Origin of the sequence: Pseudomonas sp. SWRI154 (assembly GCF_014268645.1) — a bacterium.
In the GTDB taxonomy this organism is placed as follows: Bacteria; Pseudomonadota; Gammaproteobacteria; order Pseudomonadales; family Pseudomonadaceae; genus Aquipseudomonas; species Aquipseudomonas marvdashtae.
Map to the genome: position 1 here is coordinate 158,950 of NZ_JABWQW010000001.1, position 19,862 is coordinate 178,811.

Here is a 19,862-nt window from a genome sequence, read left to right on the forward strand (position 1 = left end):
GAGCGCACCGTCAGGAATCCGGTCACCGAAGAGCACCACCGCACGTGCCGAATCGTCTTGTCACGACACCCAAGACAGCCCTCGCGCATCTGGGCATTGGCGGTGGATCGCCTCAGCCCATTTGTGCGTTGCGGGGGTATTGATCCTTCTCAGTGTGATTCCCCATTTACGGAGGGGGGACAGTGGACAGATCGACCAAGTGCAGCGGCTCCGTTTATGTCTTTCAGGTTAGCTTTGGAATACGCTTGGCTTTGGCCAAATCCTGAACAAGCCTGCCACACATCAGTGCGCGGCGGGTGAACCTGTACGACTCAGTTCATCAGATACAGCTCTTAAGATATGTGCTCCTCGGTAAAAATGGCATATTATGCCAATGGTCGAAAAACCTGTTTGCCCAAAGCTGGAGCTAATTATGGCAACGCGAAACGTTGTGCTCACCCCTCACCAGGAACAGGTTATCCAGGACCTGGTGCAGTCCGGCCGTTATCAGAATGCCAGCGAAGTGATGCGAGAAGGTTTGCGCCTATTAGAACAGCGCGTCGCCGAAGACGCTGCCAAAATTGAGGCTCTGCGTCAGGCTACCTCGATCGGCATTATGGATCTTGAGCACGGGCGCTTCACTCAGTTGAACGAAGGGGAGCTGGAGCACTACCTCGAGGGCTTGAGCCAGGAGGCAACTATTCCCGCGAGCGAGAAACACTGAGTATGCCGCCGTATCGGATTTCCAACGCGGCGCGCGCCGACATTGTCGACATCCTTAGGCTCTCCCAGACGCAGTTCGGCGAGCAAGCACGCCAGCGCTACCAGGCGCTGATCCTCGCGGCGCTGCAAGCGCTTGCCGACACGCCTTATCGCATTGGCAGCCACGACCGCGATGAGCTTGCACCGGGCCTTCGCAGCTATCACCTCATCTATTCACGCCAGCAGGCTAAACACCCCCATGGAACGGTCAAAAGCCCGCGCCATGTCGTGTTCTATCGCTTGGCAAACGACGACGTGATCGAGGTCGTCCGACTCCTGCATGACTCCATGGAAGTGCAGTTGCACTTGCCTAATGACTGATCACCGACCTGGCCCAAAGGCTTAACTGGCCATGAACAGCGAAGGTAAGACGGCCCCCTCTACATCGCAACCTGAGCGCCCTCGCTGTCAGCCGACTCGGTGACCAATTGAAGCGGCGGGTTTTCTGGACCCGACCGGACTATCGAGACCCACAACCAGAAACACGATGCTCAACGTTGCGTCCCCTTTTCAGTGCTGAACAACCGTTTCTTAGGCGTTTTCCGTGGCCCCTAGCGACCAGTGCCCTCGCAACATCACGTAGAACGCGAGCATCTCGTAGGCTAACTTCAGTATAGGTACCGGGAGAAATACGAGGCTGCTTATTCGCCCAAGAAAAGCGGAAGTGCCAGCTCTTGGTGCCTTTCGTATTCACGAAAAGCGCAAGGCCATCAAAGTCAGGAAGGGTGTAGTTTTTGGCGCGAGGCTTGGCGTGTCGGACCGCCGTAACGGTAAGGACCATCGTACTAACTCCACTCATATGAATGAAGGAGTGTTGTAAAGTATTCAGAGTCCCAAGCAGCTCTAAAAACTGACTTACCAAGCGTCGAATTGATGTACTAAAAAATATACTGAAAAATCGTGGATGTTGATGTATCAGAATGGATTTTACTGGAACGAAAAAAGAGGCCTAAGCCTCTTTTTTTGGTTTCTACATACTTCAATGGAAGCCTATAGAAAAATAATTGGAGCGGGAAACGAGACTCGAACTCGCGACCCCGACCTTGGCAAGGTCGTGCTCTACCAACTGAGCTATTCCCGCGTCTTGGTGTGGCGCATTCTATAGAATCGAAACACGCCGTCAACCCTTTGATTCAAAAAAAGTTTATTTCGGATCGACGTCAGTCCGCAGGTGCGGCCAGGCGGCGCGCAGGTATTGGACCATCGACCACAGCGTCAGGCCAGCGGACACCAGCAGCAATCCGTAACCCAACAGCACCCAGAAGGTGAAGTCAGACGGGTTGGCCAGCAGGATCACCAGGGCCAGCATCTGTGCGGCGGTTTTCCACTTGCCGAGGTTCGACACCGCGACCTGGGCGCGTGCGCCCAGCTCGGCCATCCATTCGCGCAGGGCCGATACGACGATTTCCCGCCCGATGATCACTGCCGCCGGCAGGGTCAGCCAGAGGTTGCCGTGTTCCTGCACCAGCAGCACCAGGGCCACCGCGACCATCAGCTTGTCCGCCACCGGGTCGAGGAACGCGCCGAATGGCGTGCTCTGTTCCAGGCGTCGGGCCAGGTAGCCGTCGAGCCAGTCGGTCGCGGCTGCAAAGGCGAAGACCGAGGCGGAGGCCACGTAGCTCCAGTGATACGGTAAATAGAACAGCAATATGAAGATCGGGATGAGCAGGACGCGTAGAACGGTAATCAGGTTTGGGATATTCATCGGCACAACTGGCTACGAGGTTGACGGGCATTCTACTCGCTATGCAGGTTTGCATAAATCGACTCAGCGAGCTTTTTACTGATACCGGGTGCTTTGGCTATCTCCTCGATGCTGGCACGAGACAGTTCCTGCAATCCACCAAAATGTTTCAACAAATCGCGTCGGCGCGTCGGGCCAACCCCTGCCACGCCCTCCAGCGTTGAGGTACGACGGGTTTTGCCACGACGTGCGCGGTGTCCGGTAATGGCGAAGCGGTGAGCTTCGTCGCGGATCTGCTGAATGAGGTGCAGCGCCGGCGAATCCCCTTTCAGGGTGAACTCATGGGCCGCGTCGTTCAGGTACAGCGTCTCGAATCCGGCCTTGCGCGTCGCACCCTTGGCCACGCCGAGCAAGATCAGGTCCGGGACCGACAACTCATTGAGCACGTCGCGGGCCATGGACAGTTGCCCTTTGCCACCGTCCACCAACAGGATGTCCGGCAGCTTGCCCTCCCCGTCCTTCAGCTTGCCGAAGCGCCGCATCAGCGCCTGGTGCATGGCCGCGTAGTCATCTCCCGGAGTAACGCCCTCGATGTTATAGCGGCGGTAATCCGACTTGATTGGGCCTTCGGGACCGAACACCACGCAGGAGGCGACGGTCGCCTCGCCGCTGGAGTGGCTGATGTCGTAGCACTCCAGTCGCTGTGGCGGTTCATCCAGATTGAGAACGTCAGCCAACGCCTCGAATCGCGCGGCAACGTGCTGGCGATTAGCCAACCGCGCGCCGAGGGCTTGTTCGGCATTGGTCACGGCCAGTTGTTGCCAGCGCGCACGAGTACCACGTACGCGATGACTGATGGTCAGCTCGCGACCACGGAGCTTATCAATGCCTTCGATCAGCGCGGGGAAATCTTCGTGGACGACGTTGACGATCAACTCGCTGGGCAAGTCGCGCTCCGGGCTGCTGATGTAGTACTGGCCCAGGAACGCCGCCATCACCTCGGACACGTCTTCCTCGATCCCCACCTGGGGAAAGAAGTTCTTGCTGCCCAGCACTCGGCCGCCCCGCACGCTGATCAGGTGGACGCAGGCGCCGCCCGGGTTGATGAATGCGGCTACGACATCGACATCGCCGCTGCCGCCTTCCATGCTTTGCTGATCCTGCACGCGGCGCAGCAGGCCGATCTGGTCACGCAGTTCCGCGGCGCGCTCGAACTCGAGGTTGACCGAAGCCTCCTCCATGGCCGCCGACAGTTCGTCGGTCAGCGCATTGCTGCGACCTTCCAGGAACATGACCGAATGGCGCACGTCTTCGGCGTAGACGTCGGGTTCGACCAGCCCGACACAAGGTGCCTTGCAGCGCTTGATCTGGTATTGCAGGCACGGCCGGGTGCGGTTCTTGTAATAGCTGTCCTCGCACTGGCGGACGAAGAAGGTTTTCTGCAGCAGGCTCAGGCTTTCGCGAATCGCCCCGGCGCTGGGATAAGGACCGAAATAGCGTCCCTTGGCCTTCTTGGCACCACGATGAATGCTCAGGCGCGGAAACGCCCCGTCGGACAGGAACACGTACGGGTAGGATTTGTCATCGCGCAGCAGGATGTTGTACGGCGGACGCCATTCCTTGATCAGCGTCTGTTCCAGCAGCAACGCCTCGGTTTCATTGGCGGTGATGGTGGTTTCGATTTGCGCGATACGCCCTACCAGGGCGGCAGTCTTCGGCGCCAGGCCGGTCTTGCGGAAATAACTGGCCAGGCGCTTCTTGAGGTTCTTGGCCTTGCCGACGTAAAGCAGGCGCGCCTCGCTGTCGAACATGCGGTACACGCCGGGACGGCCGCTGCAGGTGGACAGGAAGGCACTTGGATCAAACAGTTCAGTCATTTTCAGGCGCTGGCGTCGACCATGCCATGGCGCACCGCCAGCAGCGTCAACTCGACGTCACTGCTGATCGAAAGCTTCTCGAAGATACGGTAACGGTAGGTATTGACGGTCTTGGGCGACAGGCACAGCTTGTCGGAGATGATTTGGACCTTTTGGCAGCCGACGATCATCAGCGCAATCTGGATTTCTCGTTCGGACAACGCATCAAAGGGCGAATCGTTGGTCGGCTGGAAAGACTTGATTGCCAACTGCTGGGCGATCTGCGGGCTGATGTAGCGCTGCCCGGCAAATACCAGTCGGATGGCCTGGACCATCTCGTTCAAACCGGCGCCCTTGGTGAGATAACCTGCGGCGCCCGCCTGCAACAACCGGGTAGGGAACGGATCTTCTTCGCAGACGGTCACCGCAACGACCTTGATATCCGGATGGCTGCGCAGCAGTTTACGCGTGGCCTCGAGACCGCCGATGCCCGGCATCTTGACGTCCATCAGCACCACGTCGGGTTTCAATTCACGTGCCTTGATCAGGGATTCTTCCCCGGATTCGGCTTGGCCAACTACCTGCAGGCCATCGATGTCAGCCAGCATTCGTGTAATGCCCGTACGGACGAGATCATGGTCGTCGACCACTAACACCCTAATCAAGCAGACACCTCACGATTTGGTCTTATATGGGTTGCCCACACCTTAGCAAAAAGCGTTCGGCAGACCTAGCGCAAACAGGCAGATAAAAGTTACAACACATCTTCGCTGGCGTGATTGCCGTAGATTCAAGCATCGACGTCTCGCTGCATTCTCAGGAAACACTCATCCTCACCGACAACGCGCAGTTTCATGCGCTCATAGAGAGCCCTGGCTGGATTGTCATTGAAAACCGTCAGGCGCAACGCCGGTCGCCGCTCTAGCTCCACCAGGTCCCAAACCTGTCCGATCGCCCAGGTTCCGGCACCCTGCCGACGAAACGCCTTATCGATCTGCAGCTCCCGGATATACAGGGCACGAGCGTCACGGCTGAGGCTGACGAAACCCAGCGCCTGGCCGTCACGCTGGATAATCCAGTTCTGGCGAATGACCCAGGCCAGATCGAACGCTTCGTCCTGCCACAGCAAATCATGGCGCAGATAATAGGGAAGCATATTGTCGCAAGTCAGTTGCCGGGCGTATTCGATGTCACTGACCTCGGCCGCACGCCATTCAAAGCTCATGGAAACCTCGTCACAGTGCTGGCACTGGCAGGACTTGCCCCGCCCAGCCGGTAGCGTCGCGGCGCGCAATCACTAATAATTCGCCCGGGCCCGGCGCTGCTGTGATCAGCGAACCGTCCGGCCCCCAAATGGCACTGCGACCAGCGGATTCCCAGCCTCCGGTGGCGCCGCCGTGATTGGCCATCAACACGGCCATCCCATGCTGCCTGGCATATCCTTGCAACAACCTCGTATCGGACACGTAGCCACCTTCGGTAATCAACACCCCTGCGGCATACAGCGTAGCGCCTCGCCCGGCTGCCGCGGCCGCATGGCTGGCATGGGAGAAATCGGCACACACCGCCAACGCGATGCAGTCTTGCCCCATCGTCAGCGTCGAACCGCCTCGACCCGGGGCGAAGGCAACTTCTTCCCCTGGATGCAGATGCTGCTTGCTGTACACACCAAGGGAACCGTCCGCGCCCAATACCAACGCGCCGATCATCACCGGATCGGTGGCCGATAAACGAATGGGCATGCCCACCACGGCGGTCAGGCCCAGCGTTTGCGCCAAGTCACGCAGCGGTTGCAGCACGGCATCCTTCGGCAGTATCGCCAAATCCGCCGCTAGGCCACGCTCGTAACCGGTCAGCGACAGCTCAGGGAATATCAGCAATTGCACGCGCTGTTCAGCGGCAGCTTGCATGAAGCGCTGATGGCGCATGAGGTTGGCGCTAACGTCTCCTGCAATAGAGGTCGATTGGGCAACAGCAAAGACTGAGGTGTTCATGGCGGGTCCGAAAATGTCAGCGCGAAGATGGAGTCTGTCATAAAGCCAGTCGGACTCAAGCGTGGCGAAAGCTTTCGCCAGTCGATAGAACTTTGTTATTGAACGCCCGCACCACGCTCGGGTAAGCTCAGGTCCATTCATCGGAGACAAATCATGTCCAACGCCCTTGCACCGCTTCAAACCGCCAGCGCCCCGCGCTCGGTTGCGGCTGCCTGGGTGAACAGCGTGCAGACTCCAGTCAGCTTTTATTTTGGGTATTGGTTTAGCCACTGGCGCGCCTGATACCCAACCGGCGGCCATTTTAAACGGGTCGCCTACCAGAGTTTTCCAAACCCCCGGTCGGCCTCCCGACCGGGGGTTTTGTTTTTCCGGCCCCTGACATTTGCGACACCAGACAACTTGAGGATCGAGCCATGAACTACGCCACTTATTACCGTTACGACAGTTTTTCCGCCTGGCGATTTACCAGCCACCGCTCGGGACAGCCTGCCGCCTCCGATCGGTCACCTACCGGTGGCAAACCAACATTGCCGGCCATTACGGCCAATTGTCGAACACCCCAATAGGGCCGGCGCGGGAACGAACCCGCTGCTCGCCCAGGAAGCCAGATCATGAATTCGTCCATCGCCGCTTTGCCGCTGTCTACGCTCAACCCTGCCAACGAAGCCCTGACGCTGCGTCTGCCAAGCTCGTTGCAACTCAAGCACCAATTACCGCTCAGTGCCGCGTTGAGCCATCAAGTGAGCGTCCATCGCCAGGCCATCCGCGCGATCCTCGACGGTGAGGACTCCCGCTTGCTGGTCATCGTCGGCCCCTGCTCGATCCACGACCCGAAATCCGCCCTTGAATACGCCGCCAACCTGGCCCGCCTGGCCCGCGAAGTGAGCGACAGCATGCTGCTGGTCATGCGCGCCTACGTGGAAAAGCCCCGCACCACCGTGGGCTGGAAAGGCCTGGCCTACGATCCTGGCCTGGATGGCAGCGACGACATGGCCACCGGCCTGGCCGTGTCCCGAGAACTGATGCGCGAAATGCTGCAGTTGGGCTTGTCCGTCGCCACCGAACTGTTGCAACCCATGGCCGCCGGCTACTTCGACGATTTGCTCAGTTGGGTCGCCATCGGCGCCCGCACCACCGAATCACAGATTCACCGGGAAATGGCCAGCGGCCTGGGCATGCCGGTCGGTTTCAAGAACGGCACGGACGGCGGGGTCGGCATCGCCTGCGACGCCATGCGTTCGGCTGCCCATCCCCACCGGCATTTCGGCGTCGACAGCCAGGGACATCCGGCAGTCATCCAGACCCAAGGCAATCCCGACACCCACTTGGTACTGCGCGGCGGCCATAGCGGTCCCAACTACGATCACCAGAGCGTGGCCCAAATACACAAGGACCTCACGCGCCTCATGATCCCGGCTCGCATCATGGTCGATTGCAGCCACGCCAACAGCGGCAAGAATCCGTTGCGCCAACCCCAGGTGTTTGATGATGTGCTGGAACAACGACTGCAAGGCAACCGCGCCCTGATCGGCATGATGCTGGAGAGCCACCTGTTCGAAGGTTGCCAGCCACTAGGCCCGGCGATGCGCTACGGCGTATCGGTAACCGACGGGTGCCTGGGCTGGGAGTCCACCGAGCAACTGCTGCGCCAGGCGCATCGCAGATTGCGACTGGCGATCTGATCTTGCGTGGCAAGCCCTCCCTGAAAGGCAGGGCTTTGCTCAACGAACCTGAAAAGTAAGATCCGGGGATCGCTGACTGACATCATCCAGACGCTCAACCTGATAGAACACGCTCACTGATCTGTTGCGTTGCGCCTGCCAAAAGGCAATCGGTACAGTAAAGACCACCGGCTGGCCTGCTGTCGCCTCGGTGATTTCCCGCTCGTAGACAGTGAAACCGGCTCCGTTACACTGAAACCAGACCCATTCGCCCGCCTCCAGCCCAACACCATCGAGGACGACCGTCGCCACGTCCGGGAGCGCGTCGACATCCAGCCAGCCCTCGCCTAGCTCCTGTACACGGGGCGCTTGCAAGGCGGGTCGCACCAGAGGACCTATCCGGATAGACAACGGTTCGGCACGGCGCACCGAATGCCCGTGCCTGACGACATAGCTCAGGGTCAGCGAGTGCCCTAGGTGAGGAGCAATCAGCGAGCGATCGATCCAGAACGATACCGTACGGCCCACCGCATGGGCCTCGATATCCAGCACATCCCGCCATAACGGCTTGGAATCCCGACTGGCAATGAGGATCAACCGATCTCCTGCCGCCATCTTCGAATAGGGCCGCACTGTCAACGACGTCCCCTCCGGTACCCGTCCTGGGTCAAGACTGCCGCCGACCGCATCATCCGCGATGGGTGGCAACAAGTGCGGTGACACATCGCCAATTTCCAATTGAAGAGACTGTGACACCCATGCAGCAGGAATTTGTCTGCCGGTTACCTGATAGGAAATTTCCAGCGAGCCTCCTTCCAACTCAGCGATATGGCGTCCCCGCACTACAAAAACGATGTCGTGTCCAACCTGTCGTTCCGTGACAAACCGGCGAACCTGGTGCTGGTAAGGCTCACCTTCGTTATTGAGCCCATGCCAATACAGCAGCAGCTCATCGCCACACGTCATCATCGGGTACGCCTTGACCGTGATGACAGCCTTGCGCCAGGCGGGATCTATCACGCCTTCTCTGGCCTTCGCAAATACGGGCGCCGATAGCCGGCGCGATGGAGGCCTGCTTTTGCCAACAGGCAATTCAATGGTCATTTTTCCAGACTCCAGTCCTTTGGATAAAGGCGCCGTCTCCTGGGACAGCACCGGAAGGACCATTAAGAACTCTTGTGCCCAAACATACAGTCAGACAAGACGACACCGGGCGTGGCCTCCTGCGCCAGTACCTGTCGCCTCAAAGGGCAAAGGCCATCGGAAGTATCTAGCGATCGTAGGAGAGGTCCGACTTCTAAGGAAAATATCCCGCGTTATTTACTCCACTTTCCGCAGCTAGCAGCGGTTTCGTCCTACACCGCCCAGTGATGGCCTGGATTAGAGTGGCGCGGTAACTCCACGTGAACCTCTTCGAAAAAGGTACGAACATGCAACGGAATGCAACCACCCGCTTTCCCATCCTATTGGTACATGGTTTGTTCGGGTTCGACAGGATCGGTACGTCCGAACTCTTCCACGACATCAGACAGGCATTGCTTACCGCCGGCGCCCGAGTGTTCATCCCGTACCTGTCGGCCACCCATTCCAATGAGGCACGCGGCGCACAGCTGCTCGCACAGATTGAGCGGGTCCTGGACGGAACCGGCGCGGCCAGGGTCAACCTGATCGGCCACGGCCAGGGTGCGCTGGCCGCCCGCTATGCTGCCGCGCTAGCGCCTGAAAGCGTCGCCTCGGTGACCTCGGTCAGCGGGCCCAACCACGGATCCGAACTGGCGGATTACTTGCGCAAGGCCCTCACGCCTGGGCGCCTGCCGGAGCATGTGGCTAATCGGGTCGCCACCCTTTTCGCCGATTTCATCTCATTGATCGGCGGCCAGGCGCAGCTCCCGCTGAACGCCATCGCGGCACTGGCAGCGCTCACCACCGAAGGCGTAGGCGCCTTCAATGATAAATACCCACAGGGTCTGCCCAAGACTTGGGGGGGCAATGGACCGCAGTTGGTCAACGGCGTTCGCTATTATTCCTGGAGCGGCACGGTGCAGGACGCTGCTGACCCAACCTGCGCTGACGCGCCAGACACCTTGCATGCTTTCTGCCGGGCCTTTTCCGAATACTTCATCACTGAGGCCGGGCAGAACGACGGCATCGTCGGACGGTTCAGCTCGCATTTGGGCAAGGTCATTCGCTCCGACTATCCAATGGACCACCTAGGCGCCATCAACCAGACGGCCAGCGCGGGCCGGCAACAGCTAACCAACTCCACGGAGCTCTACATCAAGCACGCCGAACGCCTGCGAATCGTCGGGCTTTGACGCAATTTTGACAACAAGCCCGTACTGATTCCGGTAGGCTGAGCACTTTTAAAGACACTGAAAGGAAGTTTCCCATGGCCAAAGCCACTGCCCGCCACATCCTGGTTTCCACCGAAGAAAAGTGCAACGAACTCAAGGCTCAGATCGAAGACGGCGCTGATTTCGCCGAAGTTGCCAAGGCCAACTCCTCGTGCCCGTCCAGCCGTCAGGGCGGCGACCTGGGTTCGTTCGGTCCTGGCCAGATGGTCAAGGAATTCGACACCGTGGTGTTCAGCGCCCCGATCAACGTGGTCCAGGGCCCGGTCAAGACTCAGTTCGGCTACCACTTGCTGGAAGTAACCAGCCGCCAGGACTGATCCCGATTGATCTACATAACGGCCCGCCTTACGGTGGGCCGTTATGTTTATGGCTCGAGGGGCTGGCGATCAGCACGCCGCTCGCGTACAAATCGTGGTCATCGATCACCCGGCTTTAAGGCTGACAATGCGACTGGCGTTTCCCTCCTGGCTATTCACTGCGGTGGTCCTGCTGACAGGCGCTGCCAGCGTGAATGCCGCCCCCGAACATGCCCTGACGGTTTATGGCGAGCCGGCCAAGTACGCCGAAGGCTTCAGCCACTTCGCCTATGCCAACCCCCAGGCGCCCAAGGGCGGCACGATGCGCCGCTCAGCCATGGAAATCGGCCACTTCGACCATGTGCTGCCGTATATCGACAAAGGTATCGGTGTCAGCCAGGTCGACGGAATGCTTTATTCGCCGCTGGCCCAGCGCTCATTGGACGAGCCCTACACCGTCTACGGGCTGGTCGCCGAGAAGATGGAACGCGCCGAGGATGGTCTGTCCCTGCGCTTCTACCTCAATAGCAAGGCCCGTTTTGCCGATGGCAAGCCCATCACTGCGCAAGACGTGCGCTACAGCTTCGAGCTGCTGATGACCCAGGGCAGCCTGCGCTATCGCACACAATTTGCCGCCGTCAAAGGCGTTGAAGTTGAGTCCGAACGCACCGTTCGCTTCGACTTCAAGAACAACGAAAATCGCACCCTGCCCCTGGACATCGCCACCCTGCCGGTCTTTCCCGAACATTGGTGGAAGACCCGTGATTTTGCCAACGGAGGCGGCTACGAAGCGCCTTTGGGCAGCGGCCCGTACCGCGTAAGCAAAGTCGACTCAGGGCGCAGCATTACCTTCGAGCGCAATGCCGACTGGTGGGGCAAGGACCTGCCGGTCAGCCGCGGGCTCTACAATTTCGACCGCTTCAGTATTGAATACTTCGGCGACACCGATGTCGCCCGGCAGGTCCTGCGCGGCGGCGCCTACGACTATAACCGTGAGTTTTCCGCCACCGGTTTCTCCATCGGTTATGACGGCCCGGCCTTGCACGACGGCCGCTTGCAGAAAGGCCACCTCGCCACCCAAGCGCCCCAGCCGGCCCAAGGCTTCGTGTTCAATCTGCAGCGTCCACAATTCCAGGACCGTCGCGTACGCCAGGCGCTGGCGATGCTCTGGGATTTCGAGTGGAGCAACCGCCAGATGATGCGCAACCTCTACGTGCGTCAACAAAGCTACTTTTCCAACACCGACCTCGCCGCCCGGCAACTGCCCGATGCGGGTGAGCTGGCGATCCTCGAACCGTTGCGCGGCAAAATACCCGATGAGGTGTTTAGCCAGGTATTCCAGGCACCGAAGACCGACGGCAGCGGCGTCATCCGTGACAAGCAACTGCAAGCCTTGACGCTGCTGGAGCAGGCGGGTTGGAAACCCGACGGCGACCGCTTGGTGAATGCTGAAGGCGAGGCCCTGAGCTTCACCTTCCTGGTCACTCAGAACGGTATCGATCGCTTGCTGCTGCCGTACAAGCGAACCCTGGCGCAGATCGGCATCGACATGAGCATCCGACGCATCGACTCGTCCCAGTACGTCAATCGCCTGATGAGCCGCGACTACGACATGATCATCACCGGCTACCCCGTGAGCACTTCGCCGGGTATGGAGCTCTACAATTACTTTGGCTCGGCGGCGGCCAACGACCCGGGCGCGAACAACTACATGGTGCTGCAGAACCCCGCCGTCGACGCCCTGATTGACGGCCTGGTCAAGGCCACCACCCAAAGCGATATGCTCCGCCATGCCCACGCCCTGGACCGGGTGCTGCAATGGAATTACTACTGGATCCCCAACTATTATCCGCCGGGCAGTTCGACCGTGTGGTGGAACCGCTTTGGCATGCCGAAAATCCAGGCGAGCAATGACGAGGCCATCGAAAGCTGGTGGGAAGTCAGCACCACACCGCTGACCAACGAGCAGATGACCGCCGAACGGATCAAGCGTGGCACACCGGGAGGGCATCATTGATGTGGGGTTATATTGCGCGGCGCCTGCTGCTGATCATCCCTACGCTGGTGATCATCCTGCTGGTGAACTTCGTCATCGTCCAGGCCGCACCGGGCGGGCCGGTGGAACAGGCTATCGCCCACCTGCAAGGCGTCGGTGGCGCCAGTGTCGGCAGCTCGGGCAGCGCCATGACCGGCAGCTCCCGCGCCAGCCGTGGCCTGGACCCACAACTGATCAAGGACATCGAAAAACAATACGGTTTCGACAAGCCGGCCCACGAACGCCTGTGGCTGATGCTCACCAATTACGCCCGCCTGGACTTCGGCAAGAGCTTTTTTCGCGGTGCCTCGGTCACCGACCTGATCCTGGAAAAAATGCCCGTGACCATCTCCCTCGGGCTCTGGGCGACACTGATCACTTACCTGGTGTCGATTCCCCTGGGCATTCGCAAGGCCGTGCGCCACGGCTCGGCATTCGATGTCTGGAGCAGCACCGCGATCATCATCGGCTACGCCATGCCAGCGTTCCTCTTCGCCATGTTCCTGATCGTCATGTTCGCCGGCGGCACCTCGCTCAACTGGTTCCCGGTGCGCGGGCTGGTGTCGGACAACTTTGAATCGCTGTCGACCTTGGGCAAGATCGCCGATTACTTCTGGCATCTGGTATTGCCGGTCACGTCGCTGGTCATCGGCGGCTTTGCCACCCTGACCATCCTGACCAAAAACTCCTTTCTCAACGAAATTACCCGCCAGTACGTGGTCACCGCGCGGGCCAAGGGCATGAGCGAACGCCGGGTGCTATACGGCCACGTGTTCCGCAATGCGATGTTGCTGGTGGTGTCGGGAATTCCCCAGGCGTTCATCAGCGTGTTCTTCGCCGGCTCGTTGCTGATCGAGGTGATCTTCTCCCTCGACGGCCTAGGGCGCATGAGCTACGAGGCGGCCGTGTCAAGGGACTATCCGGTGGTGTTCGGCTCGCTGTTCATCTTCACGTTGTTCGGCTTGCTGATCAAACTCATCGGCGACCTCTGCTACACCCTGGTGGACCCACGCATCGACTTCGCTGCGAGGAACGCCTGATGTTCAAGCTTTCCCCGTTGGGCCGGCGGCGTTTCGAGCGTTTCAAGAAAAACCGTCGCGGCTGGCGGTCGCTGTGGCTGTTCATCGGTTTGTTTGTCCTGACCCTGGGCGGTGAACTGATCGCCAACGACAGGCCGCTGGTGGTGAGCCACCAGGGCTCGCTGTATTTCCCGGTGTTCAAGCGTTACACCGAACAGCAATTCGGCGGCCAGTTGCCGTTCCAGGCCGACTACCGCAGCAACTACGTGCAGGAGCTGATTCACAAGGACGGCGGCTGGCTGCTCTTCCCGCCCATCCCGTTCAGCGATGACACGCCCAACTACGATCTCAATCAACCGGCCCCCAGCCCGCCTTCGACCGTCAACTGGCTGGGCACCGATGACCAGGCCCGGGACGTACTGGCGCGAGTGATCTTCGGCGCACGGGTATCGATCCTGTTCGCCCTGGCCCTCACCACCATCAGCGCCCTGATCGGCATCGCCGCCGGTGCCTTGCAGGGTTACTACGGCGGCTGGGTGGATCTGCTCGGGCAACGCCTGCTGGAAGTCTGGTCCGGACTGCCGGTGCTTTACCTGCTGATCATCCTGTCCGGCTTCGTCGAGCCGAACTTTTGGTGGCTGCTGGGGATCATGGCGCTGTTTTCCTGGCTGGCCCTGGTGGACGTGGTGCGCGCCGAATTCCTGCGCGGGCGCAACCTTGAATACGTGAAAGCCGCGAGGGCCTTGGGCCTGACCGACCGCAAGGTGATCGTGCGGCATATCCTTCCCAACGCCATGAACGCCACGTTGAGTTACCTGCCGTTCATTCTCACCGGGGCGATTTCCACGCTGACAGCGTTGGACTTCCTCGGTTTCGGCATGCCGGCCGGCAGCGCGTCATTGGGTGAGTTGATCGCCCAGGGCAAGCAGAACCTGCAAGCGCCGTGGCTGGGATTGACGGCGTTTTTCACCCTGGCGCTGATCCTGTCCCTGTTGGTGTTCATTGGCGAGGCGTTGCGCGATGCCTTTGATCCACGCTCTTGAAAACAGCCATGAAGCGGAATCTTGATATGAGCGACAACCTGATCGAAATCCGCGACCTGAACGTGGCCTTCAACGACCAGACGGTAGTACAAAACCTGTGCCTGGACATCCGCCCCGGCGAATGCCTGGCCCTGGTGGGCGAGTCAGGCTCGGGCAAATCGGTCACGGCGCATTCGATCCTGCAATTGCTACCCGACACCGGCACGCGCACCACCGGCAGCATTCGCTATCGAGGCCAGGAGCTGGTCGGCGCCGAGGCCAAGACGCTGCGGGAGCTGCGCGGCAACCGGATCGCGATGATTTTCCAGGAGCCGATGACCTCGCTCAATCCACTCCACAGCGTTGAAAAACAGATCGGCGAAACCCTGATGCTGCACCGGGGCCTGGGTGGCAAGGCAGCACGCCAGCGCATCCTCGAATTGCTCGCCCTCGTCGGTATCCAGAAACCCGCCGAACGGCTAACGGCCTACCCTCATCAGTTATCCGGAGGCCAGCGCCAACGCGTGATGATCGCCATGGCCCTGGCTTGCGAGCCGGAACTGTTGATTGCCGACGAACCGACCACTGCGCTGGACGTGACGGTACAACGCAAGATTCTGCTGCTGCTCAAATCGTTGCAGCAACGGCTCGGCATGTCCTTGTTACTGATCAGCCACGACCTCAACCTGGTGCGCAGCATCGCCCAGCGCGTATGTGTGATGAAGGCCGGGGAAATCGTCGAACAAGCGCCTTGCGAAAGCCTTTTTTGCGCACCCAGGCATCCTTACAGCTGCGAACTACTGAACGCTGAACCGGAAGGCGAAGCCCTGCCCCGGGACGAACGCGAAGATGTCCTGCAGGTGGAGAATCTGCGGGTCAGCTTCCCGCTCGGCGGCGGGCTGCTGCGGCGCAAGGAATACTTGCGCGCGGTGGACGGCATCAGCCTGAGCATCCAGCGTGGCAAGACCCTGGGCATCGTCGGCGAATCCGGTTCCGGCAAGTCCACCCTTGGCCAGGCGATCCTGCGGCTGATCGAATCCGAAGGCAGCATTCGCTTCCAGGGCCAGGCCTTGGAGCATCTGTCGCAAAAAGAACTGCGGCCGTGGCGCAAGCAGATGCAGGTAGTGTTCCAGGACCCGTTCGGCAGTCTCAGCCCGCGCATGTCGGTGCAACAGATCATCAGCGAAGGGCTTGAAGTACACAGTCGGTCCAGCGCCGAGCAGTGCGAAGCCAGTGTGATCCAGGCGCTCAGGGAAGTCGGCCTCGACCCGCAGAGCCGCCATCGCTATCCCCATGAGTTTTCCGGCGGCCAGCGCCAGCGCATCGCCATTGCCCGCGCATTGGTGCTCAAGCCGGCGCTGATCCTGCTGGATGAACCGACCTCGGCCCTGGACCGTACCGTGCAGAAACAAGTGGTCGCCCTGCTCCGCCAACTTCAGGAAAAACACGGCCTGACCTACCTGTTCATCAGCCATGACCTGGCGGTGGTGCGCGCCCTGGCCCACGACATGATCGTGATCAAGGAGGGCAAGGTGGTCGAGCAAGGCGCCAGCCACGACGTGTTCGACTCGCCACAGCATCCTTACACCAAGGAGCTATTGGCGGCGGCGCATCCGGGGCAGGCCTGACTCGATCAGGCCTCGCCGCGCTGGTCCATGGCGTGGGCAAACTCACCGATCACCTCGACCACCTGCTGCGCACCGCGATGGATATCGAGGATGACCGTGCCGGCCTGATTCGCCAGCTTCACGCCCTGCTCTGCCTTGAGCGTACTGGACTGCATGCTGGTCACCGCCTGCTTGGCCAGTTCGCGGTTCTTGCCGACAACATCAGAGATCGCCACGGTGGCCTGGCTGGTGCGGCGGGCAAGGTTGCGCACTTCATCGGCGACCACCGCGAAACCGCGCCCCTGTTCGCCGGCGCGGGCCGCTTCGATCGCCGCATTGAGCGCTAGCAGGTTGGTCTGCTCGGCGATCCCTCGGATGGCATCGACGATGCTGCCGATTTCTTCGGACTGGGCGCTCAGCGCACCGATGCCCAAGGCGACTTGCTGCAACTCATCGGCAATGCTCTGCACCACCGTTACCGTTTGCTGGACCACCGAGGTGCCCAACTGCGTGTGCTCATCGGTCTTGCGGGACGTTTCGAAGGCCAGTCGCGCCGCTTTTGATTCGGTCTGGCGCTGCTCGACCTCGCGGGTGTTGTCGGTGGCGAACTTGACCACCCCATATAACCGGCCATTGGCATCGTAGAGCGGGTTGTAGGTCGCTTGCAGCCAGACCGTTGCGCCTCGTTTGTCGACGCGCTGGAAAAGCCCGCTCATGTACTGGCCACGGTTCAGCTCGGCCCAAAAGCTACGATAGGCTTCGTCCTGCACTTCGCTGGGTTTGCAAAACAGCCGGTGATGCTGGCCGAGCACTTCTTCCTGGCGAAACCCCATGACCTTGAGGAAGTTTTCGTTGGCCCGCACCACGGTGCCGCTCAGATCGAACTCGATGACCGCCATGGAGCGGTCTATCGCCTGCATGAAACTGGATTCGGTTTGCGCACGGAGTGCACGTTCATTCACGTCGCGCACAACCTGAATAACGCGCTGCACGCCTGCGCCGTCATCGCGCACGGGGGCATAGCTGGCTTCAACCCACATCCCGCCGCCATCGCGACGCAGATGTAAAAACCGAGCTTCGGCGGACTCGCCCTGCCCTAAACGTTGCCACAACGCCGCGCTTTCTCGACTGCGTCCATAAGCGGGTTCGCAGAGCATCGAGTGATGCTTGCCCAGGACCTCGTCGAGGGAATAGCCGGTCATTTTCAGGAAAAGCGGGCTGGCGCCGAGCACTTCCCCCGTTGCCGTGAACTCGACGATTGCCATTGAGCCATGCAGCGCCGCCCGCTCCGCTTCAAGAGTTGCCTGCCTGGCCTGGATTTCGTGCAAGGCGTCCTTATGCTTGCGTGAACGAATGAACATGGGTACGGCTCCCAGAGGCGTTGAATGCGTGGCAATGGCCGTCTAAAAGCCTTGCCCGTGGCTGAATATTATTAAGCCATCACTCAACAAAACTTGTACAGCTTTTTATTTATGTACAAGTAATCAGCACACCCTAAAGCGGTAATCAGCTCCAGCCCATTTTCCAACGCTTGCTGTCACACAGTTCGCGCCAATCCAGCAGTTCGACGCGCGTGCTGTGAACGGCCTGCAGTTCAACCTGAATCGGCGCGCCCTGCTCATCGCAAAGCAGCTGGATGACGAGAAAATGCTTCTCGCGATTGACCGGCGCGCAAGCCGTCCACTTGGAAAGCTTGAGCTTTCGGGGGTTGAATTTATTCATGGGCCGTTCCAAACCAATTCATGTACAAAATTTGCTAACTGTACAATTTTATTGAGCGTTCAACCACGACGTATCAGAAGAGAGTTGATCCGCCTTCGCGCCCCGGCATAATGCCGCCGGAAGACCGATTCCGTACCGCAAGCTCCTCCTTCCTGGGAAATGGCCGATGAACCCCACCGAAAGCCTCAAGGATTACAAGCGCGTGCGCACGCTGGCGATCCGCTCGTTGTTCGAGATCATCGAGCAGTCCAGCGAAGGCACGGTGATTGTCGACCGCGACGCGAATATCGTCTGGATGAACGAACGCTACGCCCGTCGCTTCGGCTTGAATTCGGCGGCCGAGGCGATCGGTCGTGCCTGTGAGAGCGTGATTCCTTCAAGCCTGTTGCGTGAGGTGGTGCGCACCGGACGGCCGATCCTGCTGGACATGCAGGACACGCCCAAGGAGCCGCTGGTGGTGATGCGCCTGCCGATTCACGACAGCGCCGGTGCGGTGATCGGTGCCATCGGTTTTGCCCTGTTCGACGAGCTGCACAGCCTGTCGCCGATGCTCAAGCGCTACCTGAGCATGCAGGAAGAACTGGCCTCCACGCGCTCGCTATTGCGGGCGCGCCAGACCAAGTACAACTTCGCTCATTTCATCGGCACCAGCGCGGCCAGCCTCGAGGTCAAGCGTCGCGCCCGACGCAGCGCCAGCACTGACTCGCCGGTGCTGCTGCTGGGTGAAACCGGCACGGGTAAAGAGCTGCTGGCCCAGGCGATCCACGGCGCTTCGCCGCGGGCACACAAGGCGTTCGTCAGCATCAACAGCGCGGCTATCCCGGAGGCGCTGCTCGAAGCCGAATTCTTCGGCACCGCCCCAGGGGCGTTCACCGGCGCCGACCGCAAGGGCCGCGCCGGTAAACTGCAAATTGCCCAGGGCGGCACGCTGTTTCTCGACGAAATCGGCGATATGCCGTTGCCGCTGCAAAGCAAACTGCTGCGCGTACTACAGGAAAAAGAATACGAACCGGTGGGCTCCAACGAGGTGCTGCAAAGCGATGTCCGGATCATCGCCGCGACGTCCACTGATCTTGAGGCGGCAATCAAGCGCGGCGAGTTCCGCGCGGACTTGTATTACCGCCTCAATGTGTTGCCTATCCAAGTGCCGCCGCTGCGCGCACGCCTGGATGACCTGCCGGCCCTGAGCGAAGCGATCCTCGAAGAACTGCGCAGCCAGCACGAACTGAACCACGACGCCCTCGACCTCCTGGGCCAGCACGCCTGGCCGGGCAACATTCGAGAATTGCGTAACGTGCTGGAGCGGGCCGCGCTGCTCAGCGATGACCTGATGCTTACTGCCGACGATATCCGCGCCGCCATCGGCACCTTCACGCCGGTGGTGCGCACCGCCAACCCGAGCCTGGAACCAATGCCGCAGGAGACCTTCAGCCAGGCCCGGGCGCGATTCGACCGGCACCTGATCGAAACCACGCTCGCGCAATGCGGTGGCAGGGTTGTCGAGGCGGCCGAGCGCCTGGGGCTGGGAAGGTCGACCTTGTACAAGAAAATGCTGGCGCTGGGGATTGCAGAGTCTCAATAGAGAGACTATATATCTCTAAAACAGGACAGCTTGGCGAAGCGCTTCGCTGGTGGACTGACACCCGTATTTATCCGGACGTACAAGCCGAATACCGTCTCACCTGAAAGCAAGCCTGCTCTCGAAGTAGCCAAGCTCTCCCTGTAAATCTCCAAATAGAGACAAAGTATTTGGACTCTTCCGCCTCGAAAAAATAATTTCTATATATTTCAAAAACTTAGCGATATGGCACAGATATCGCTATAGCCCTCTCCACAGCATCACCCACAAAAATAACAATCCAGGAGACACA

Annotated in this window: 18 protein-coding genes, 1 tRNA gene and 2 pseudogenes; 10 read left to right on the forward strand and 11 right to left on the reverse strand. The window is 60.0% G+C overall.

The features are described 5' to 3' along the window. Nucleotides 1–412 precede the first annotated feature (412 nt). Both HU806_RS00615 and HU806_RS00620 read left to right on the forward strand, forming a co-directional pair. Nucleotides 413–703, forward strand: coding sequence for a type II toxin-antitoxin system ParD family antitoxin (locus HU806_RS00615; protein WP_186609068.1), 291 nt, complete (start codon nt 413–415; stop codon nt 701–703). Between the two features lie 2 nt (nt 704–705). Beyond that, on the forward strand, nt 706–1,062 hold the full coding sequence (locus HU806_RS00620) for a type II toxin-antitoxin system RelE/ParE family toxin (RefSeq protein WP_186609070.1): 357 nt from the start codon (nt 706–708) through the stop codon (nt 1,060–1,062). Between the two features lie 226 nt (nt 1,063–1,288). Here the strand turns inward: HU806_RS00620 and HU806_RS00625 are convergent. The 7 genes and pseudogenes from HU806_RS00625 to HU806_RS00655 form a co-directional block, all read right to left on the reverse strand. Continuing rightward, nucleotides 1,289–1,522, reverse strand: a pseudogene (locus HU806_RS00625) (integrase arm-type DNA-binding domain-containing protein); the annotation flags it as partial. A 224-nt stretch (nt 1,523–1,746) separates the two neighbouring features. After that, nucleotides 1,747–1,822: transfer RNA gene (locus HU806_RS00630), tRNA-Gly, on the reverse strand. Between the two features lie 63 nt (nt 1,823–1,885). Beyond that, nucleotides 1,886–2,446, reverse strand: a complete 561-nt coding sequence (pgsA, locus tag HU806_RS00635; protein WP_039589536.1) for a CDP-diacylglycerol--glycerol-3-phosphate 3-phosphatidyltransferase — start codon at nt 2,444–2,446, stop codon at nt 1,886–1,888. A 32-nt stretch (nt 2,447–2,478) separates the two neighbouring features. Then, nucleotides 2,479–4,302 (reverse strand): excinuclease ABC subunit UvrC, encoded by a 1,824-nt coding sequence (gene uvrC / locus HU806_RS00640; protein WP_186609074.1) that lies wholly within the window; start codon nt 4,300–4,302, stop codon nt 2,479–2,481. A 2-nt stretch (nt 4,303–4,304) separates the two neighbouring features. Further along, the gene (gene gacA / locus HU806_RS00645) at nt 4,305–4,946 is read right to left on the reverse strand and encodes a response regulator transcription factor GacA (RefSeq protein ID WP_003200277.1); all 642 of its coding nucleotides are present in this window, start codon (nt 4,944–4,946) and stop codon (nt 4,305–4,307) included. Nucleotides 4,947–5,071: 125 nt separating this feature from the next. Then, a complete protein-coding gene (locus HU806_RS00650) occupies nt 5,072–5,506 on the reverse strand; it encodes a GNAT family N-acetyltransferase (RefSeq protein WP_186609075.1) in 435 nt (144 codons plus the stop codon). A 10-nt stretch (nt 5,507–5,516) separates the two neighbouring features. After that, nucleotides 5,517–6,275 (reverse strand): carbon-nitrogen hydrolase family protein, encoded by a 759-nt coding sequence (locus tag HU806_RS00655; RefSeq protein ID WP_186609077.1) that lies wholly within the window; start codon nt 6,273–6,275, stop codon nt 5,517–5,519. A gap of 611 nt (nt 6,276–6,886) precedes the next feature. Between HU806_RS00655 and HU806_RS00660 the strand changes: the two genes are divergently transcribed. Next, entirely contained in the window at nt 6,887–7,957 is a 1,071-nt protein-coding gene (locus tag HU806_RS00660) for a 3-deoxy-7-phosphoheptulonate synthase (RefSeq protein WP_186609079.1), read from the forward strand. 39 nt (nt 7,958–7,996) lie between these two features. Here HU806_RS00660 and HU806_RS00665 read toward each other — a convergent pair whose 3' ends face one another. Continuing rightward, nucleotides 7,997–9,040 carry a hypothetical protein gene (locus HU806_RS00665; RefSeq protein ID WP_238350091.1) on the reverse strand — a complete coding sequence of 348 codons (1,044 nt, stop codon included), beginning with the start codon at nt 9,038–9,040 and terminating at the stop codon, nt 7,997–7,999. A 326-nt stretch (nt 9,041–9,366) separates the two neighbouring features. Between HU806_RS00665 and HU806_RS00670 the strand changes: the two genes are divergently transcribed. The 6 genes from HU806_RS00670 to HU806_RS00695 all read left to right on the forward strand — a co-directional run bounded on the left by HU806_RS00670 (nt 9,367) and on the right by HU806_RS00695 (nt 16,290). Then, nucleotides 9,367–10,251, forward strand: a complete 885-nt coding sequence (locus tag HU806_RS00670) for an esterase/lipase family protein (RefSeq protein ID WP_186609081.1) — start codon at nt 9,367–9,369, stop codon at nt 10,249–10,251. Between the two features lie 38 nt (nt 10,252–10,289). Next, entirely contained in the window at nt 10,290–10,607 is a 318-nt protein-coding gene (locus HU806_RS00675) for a peptidylprolyl isomerase (protein ID WP_527251129.1), read from the forward strand. A gap of 127 nt (nt 10,608–10,734) precedes the next feature. Then, entirely contained in the window at nt 10,735–12,603 is a 1,869-nt protein-coding gene (locus tag HU806_RS00680; protein WP_186609619.1) for an extracellular solute-binding protein, read from the forward strand. Beyond that, a complete protein-coding gene (locus HU806_RS00685) occupies nt 12,603–13,661 on the forward strand; it encodes a microcin C ABC transporter permease YejB (protein WP_186609085.1) in 1,059 nt (352 codons plus the stop codon). The genes HU806_RS00680 and HU806_RS00685 overlap by 1 nt, the downstream gene beginning before the upstream one ends. Then, nucleotides 13,661–14,683 carry an ABC transporter permease gene (locus HU806_RS00690; RefSeq protein WP_186609087.1) on the forward strand — a complete coding sequence of 341 codons (1,023 nt, stop codon included), beginning with the start codon at nt 13,661–13,663 and terminating at the stop codon, nt 14,681–14,683. The genes HU806_RS00685 and HU806_RS00690 overlap by 1 nt, the downstream gene beginning before the upstream one ends. A gap of 26 nt (nt 14,684–14,709) precedes the next feature. After that, on the forward strand, nt 14,710–16,290 hold the full coding sequence (locus tag HU806_RS00695; RefSeq protein ID WP_186609089.1) for an ABC transporter ATP-binding protein: 1,581 nt from the start codon (nt 14,710–14,712) through the stop codon (nt 16,288–16,290). 5 nt (nt 16,291–16,295) lie between these two features. On the opposite strand, the gene HU806_RS26760 is transcribed toward HU806_RS00695, so the two are convergent. From HU806_RS26760 to HU806_RS00705, 3 genes and pseudogenes are all read right to left on the reverse strand, one after another. Then, a complete protein-coding gene (locus HU806_RS26760; RefSeq protein WP_527251130.1) occupies nt 16,296–16,763 on the reverse strand; it encodes a methyl-accepting chemotaxis protein in 468 nt (155 codons plus the stop codon). Between the two features lie 87 nt (nt 16,764–16,850). Next, nucleotides 16,851–17,630 (reverse strand): annotated as a pseudogene (locus HU806_RS26765) (PAS domain-containing protein); the annotation flags it as partial. A 145-nt stretch (nt 17,631–17,775) separates the two neighbouring features. Further along, nucleotides 17,776–17,991 (reverse strand): TIGR02450 family Trp-rich protein, encoded by a 216-nt coding sequence (locus HU806_RS00705; protein WP_186609093.1) that lies wholly within the window; start codon nt 17,989–17,991, stop codon nt 17,776–17,778. 166 nt (nt 17,992–18,157) lie between these two features. Between HU806_RS00705 and HU806_RS00710 the strand changes: the two genes are divergently transcribed. Further along, on the forward strand, nt 18,158–19,573 hold the full coding sequence (locus HU806_RS00710; protein WP_186609108.1) for a sigma-54 interaction domain-containing protein: 1,416 nt from the start codon (nt 18,158–18,160) through the stop codon (nt 19,571–19,573). Nucleotides 19,574–19,862 lie beyond the last annotated feature (289 nt).

Bases quoted from the DNA above. Each gene is read 5' to 3' on its own strand.
- HU806_RS00615 (WP_186609068.1), top strand. From the start codon at position 413: ATGGCAACGCGAAACGTTGTGCTCACCCCTCACCAGGAACAGGTTATC.
- HU806_RS00620 (WP_186609070.1), top strand. From the start codon at position 706: ATGCCGCCGTATCGGATTTCCAACGCGGCGCGCGCCGACATTGTCGAC.
- pgsA (WP_039589536.1), bottom strand. From the start codon at position 2,446: ATGAATATCCCAAACCTGATTACCGTTCTACGCGTCCTGCTCATCCCG.
- uvrC (WP_186609074.1), bottom strand. From the start codon at position 4,302: ATGACTGAACTGTTTGATCCAAGTGCCTTCCTGTCCACCTGCAGCGGC.
- HU806_RS00650 (WP_186609075.1), bottom strand. From the start codon at position 5,506: ATGAGCTTTGAATGGCGTGCGGCCGAGGTCAGTGACATCGAATACGCC.
- HU806_RS00655 (WP_186609077.1), bottom strand. From the start codon at position 6,275: ATGAACACCTCAGTCTTTGCTGTTGCCCAATCGACCTCTATTGCAGGA.
- HU806_RS00660 (WP_186609079.1), top strand. From the start codon at position 6,887: ATGAATTCGTCCATCGCCGCTTTGCCGCTGTCTACGCTCAACCCTGCC.
- HU806_RS00665 (WP_238350091.1), bottom strand. From the start codon at position 9,040: ATGACCATTGAATTGCCTGTTGGCAAAAGCAGGCCTCCATCGCGCCGG.
- HU806_RS00670 (WP_186609081.1), top strand. From the start codon at position 9,367: ATGCAACGGAATGCAACCACCCGCTTTCCCATCCTATTGGTACATGGT.
- HU806_RS00680 (WP_186609619.1), top strand. From the start codon at position 10,735: ATGCGACTGGCGTTTCCCTCCTGGCTATTCACTGCGGTGGTCCTGCTG.
- HU806_RS00685 (WP_186609085.1), top strand. From the start codon at position 12,603: ATGTGGGGTTATATTGCGCGGCGCCTGCTGCTGATCATCCCTACGCTG.
- HU806_RS00690 (WP_186609087.1), top strand. From the start codon at position 13,661: ATGTTCAAGCTTTCCCCGTTGGGCCGGCGGCGTTTCGAGCGTTTCAAG.
- HU806_RS00695 (WP_186609089.1), top strand. From the start codon at position 14,710: ATGAGCGACAACCTGATCGAAATCCGCGACCTGAACGTGGCCTTCAAC.
- HU806_RS00705 (WP_186609093.1), bottom strand. From the start codon at position 17,991: ATGAATAAATTCAACCCCCGAAAGCTCAAGCTTTCCAAGTGGACGGCT.
- HU806_RS00710 (WP_186609108.1), top strand. From the start codon at position 18,158: ATGAACCCCACCGAAAGCCTCAAGGATTACAAGCGCGTGCGCACGCTG.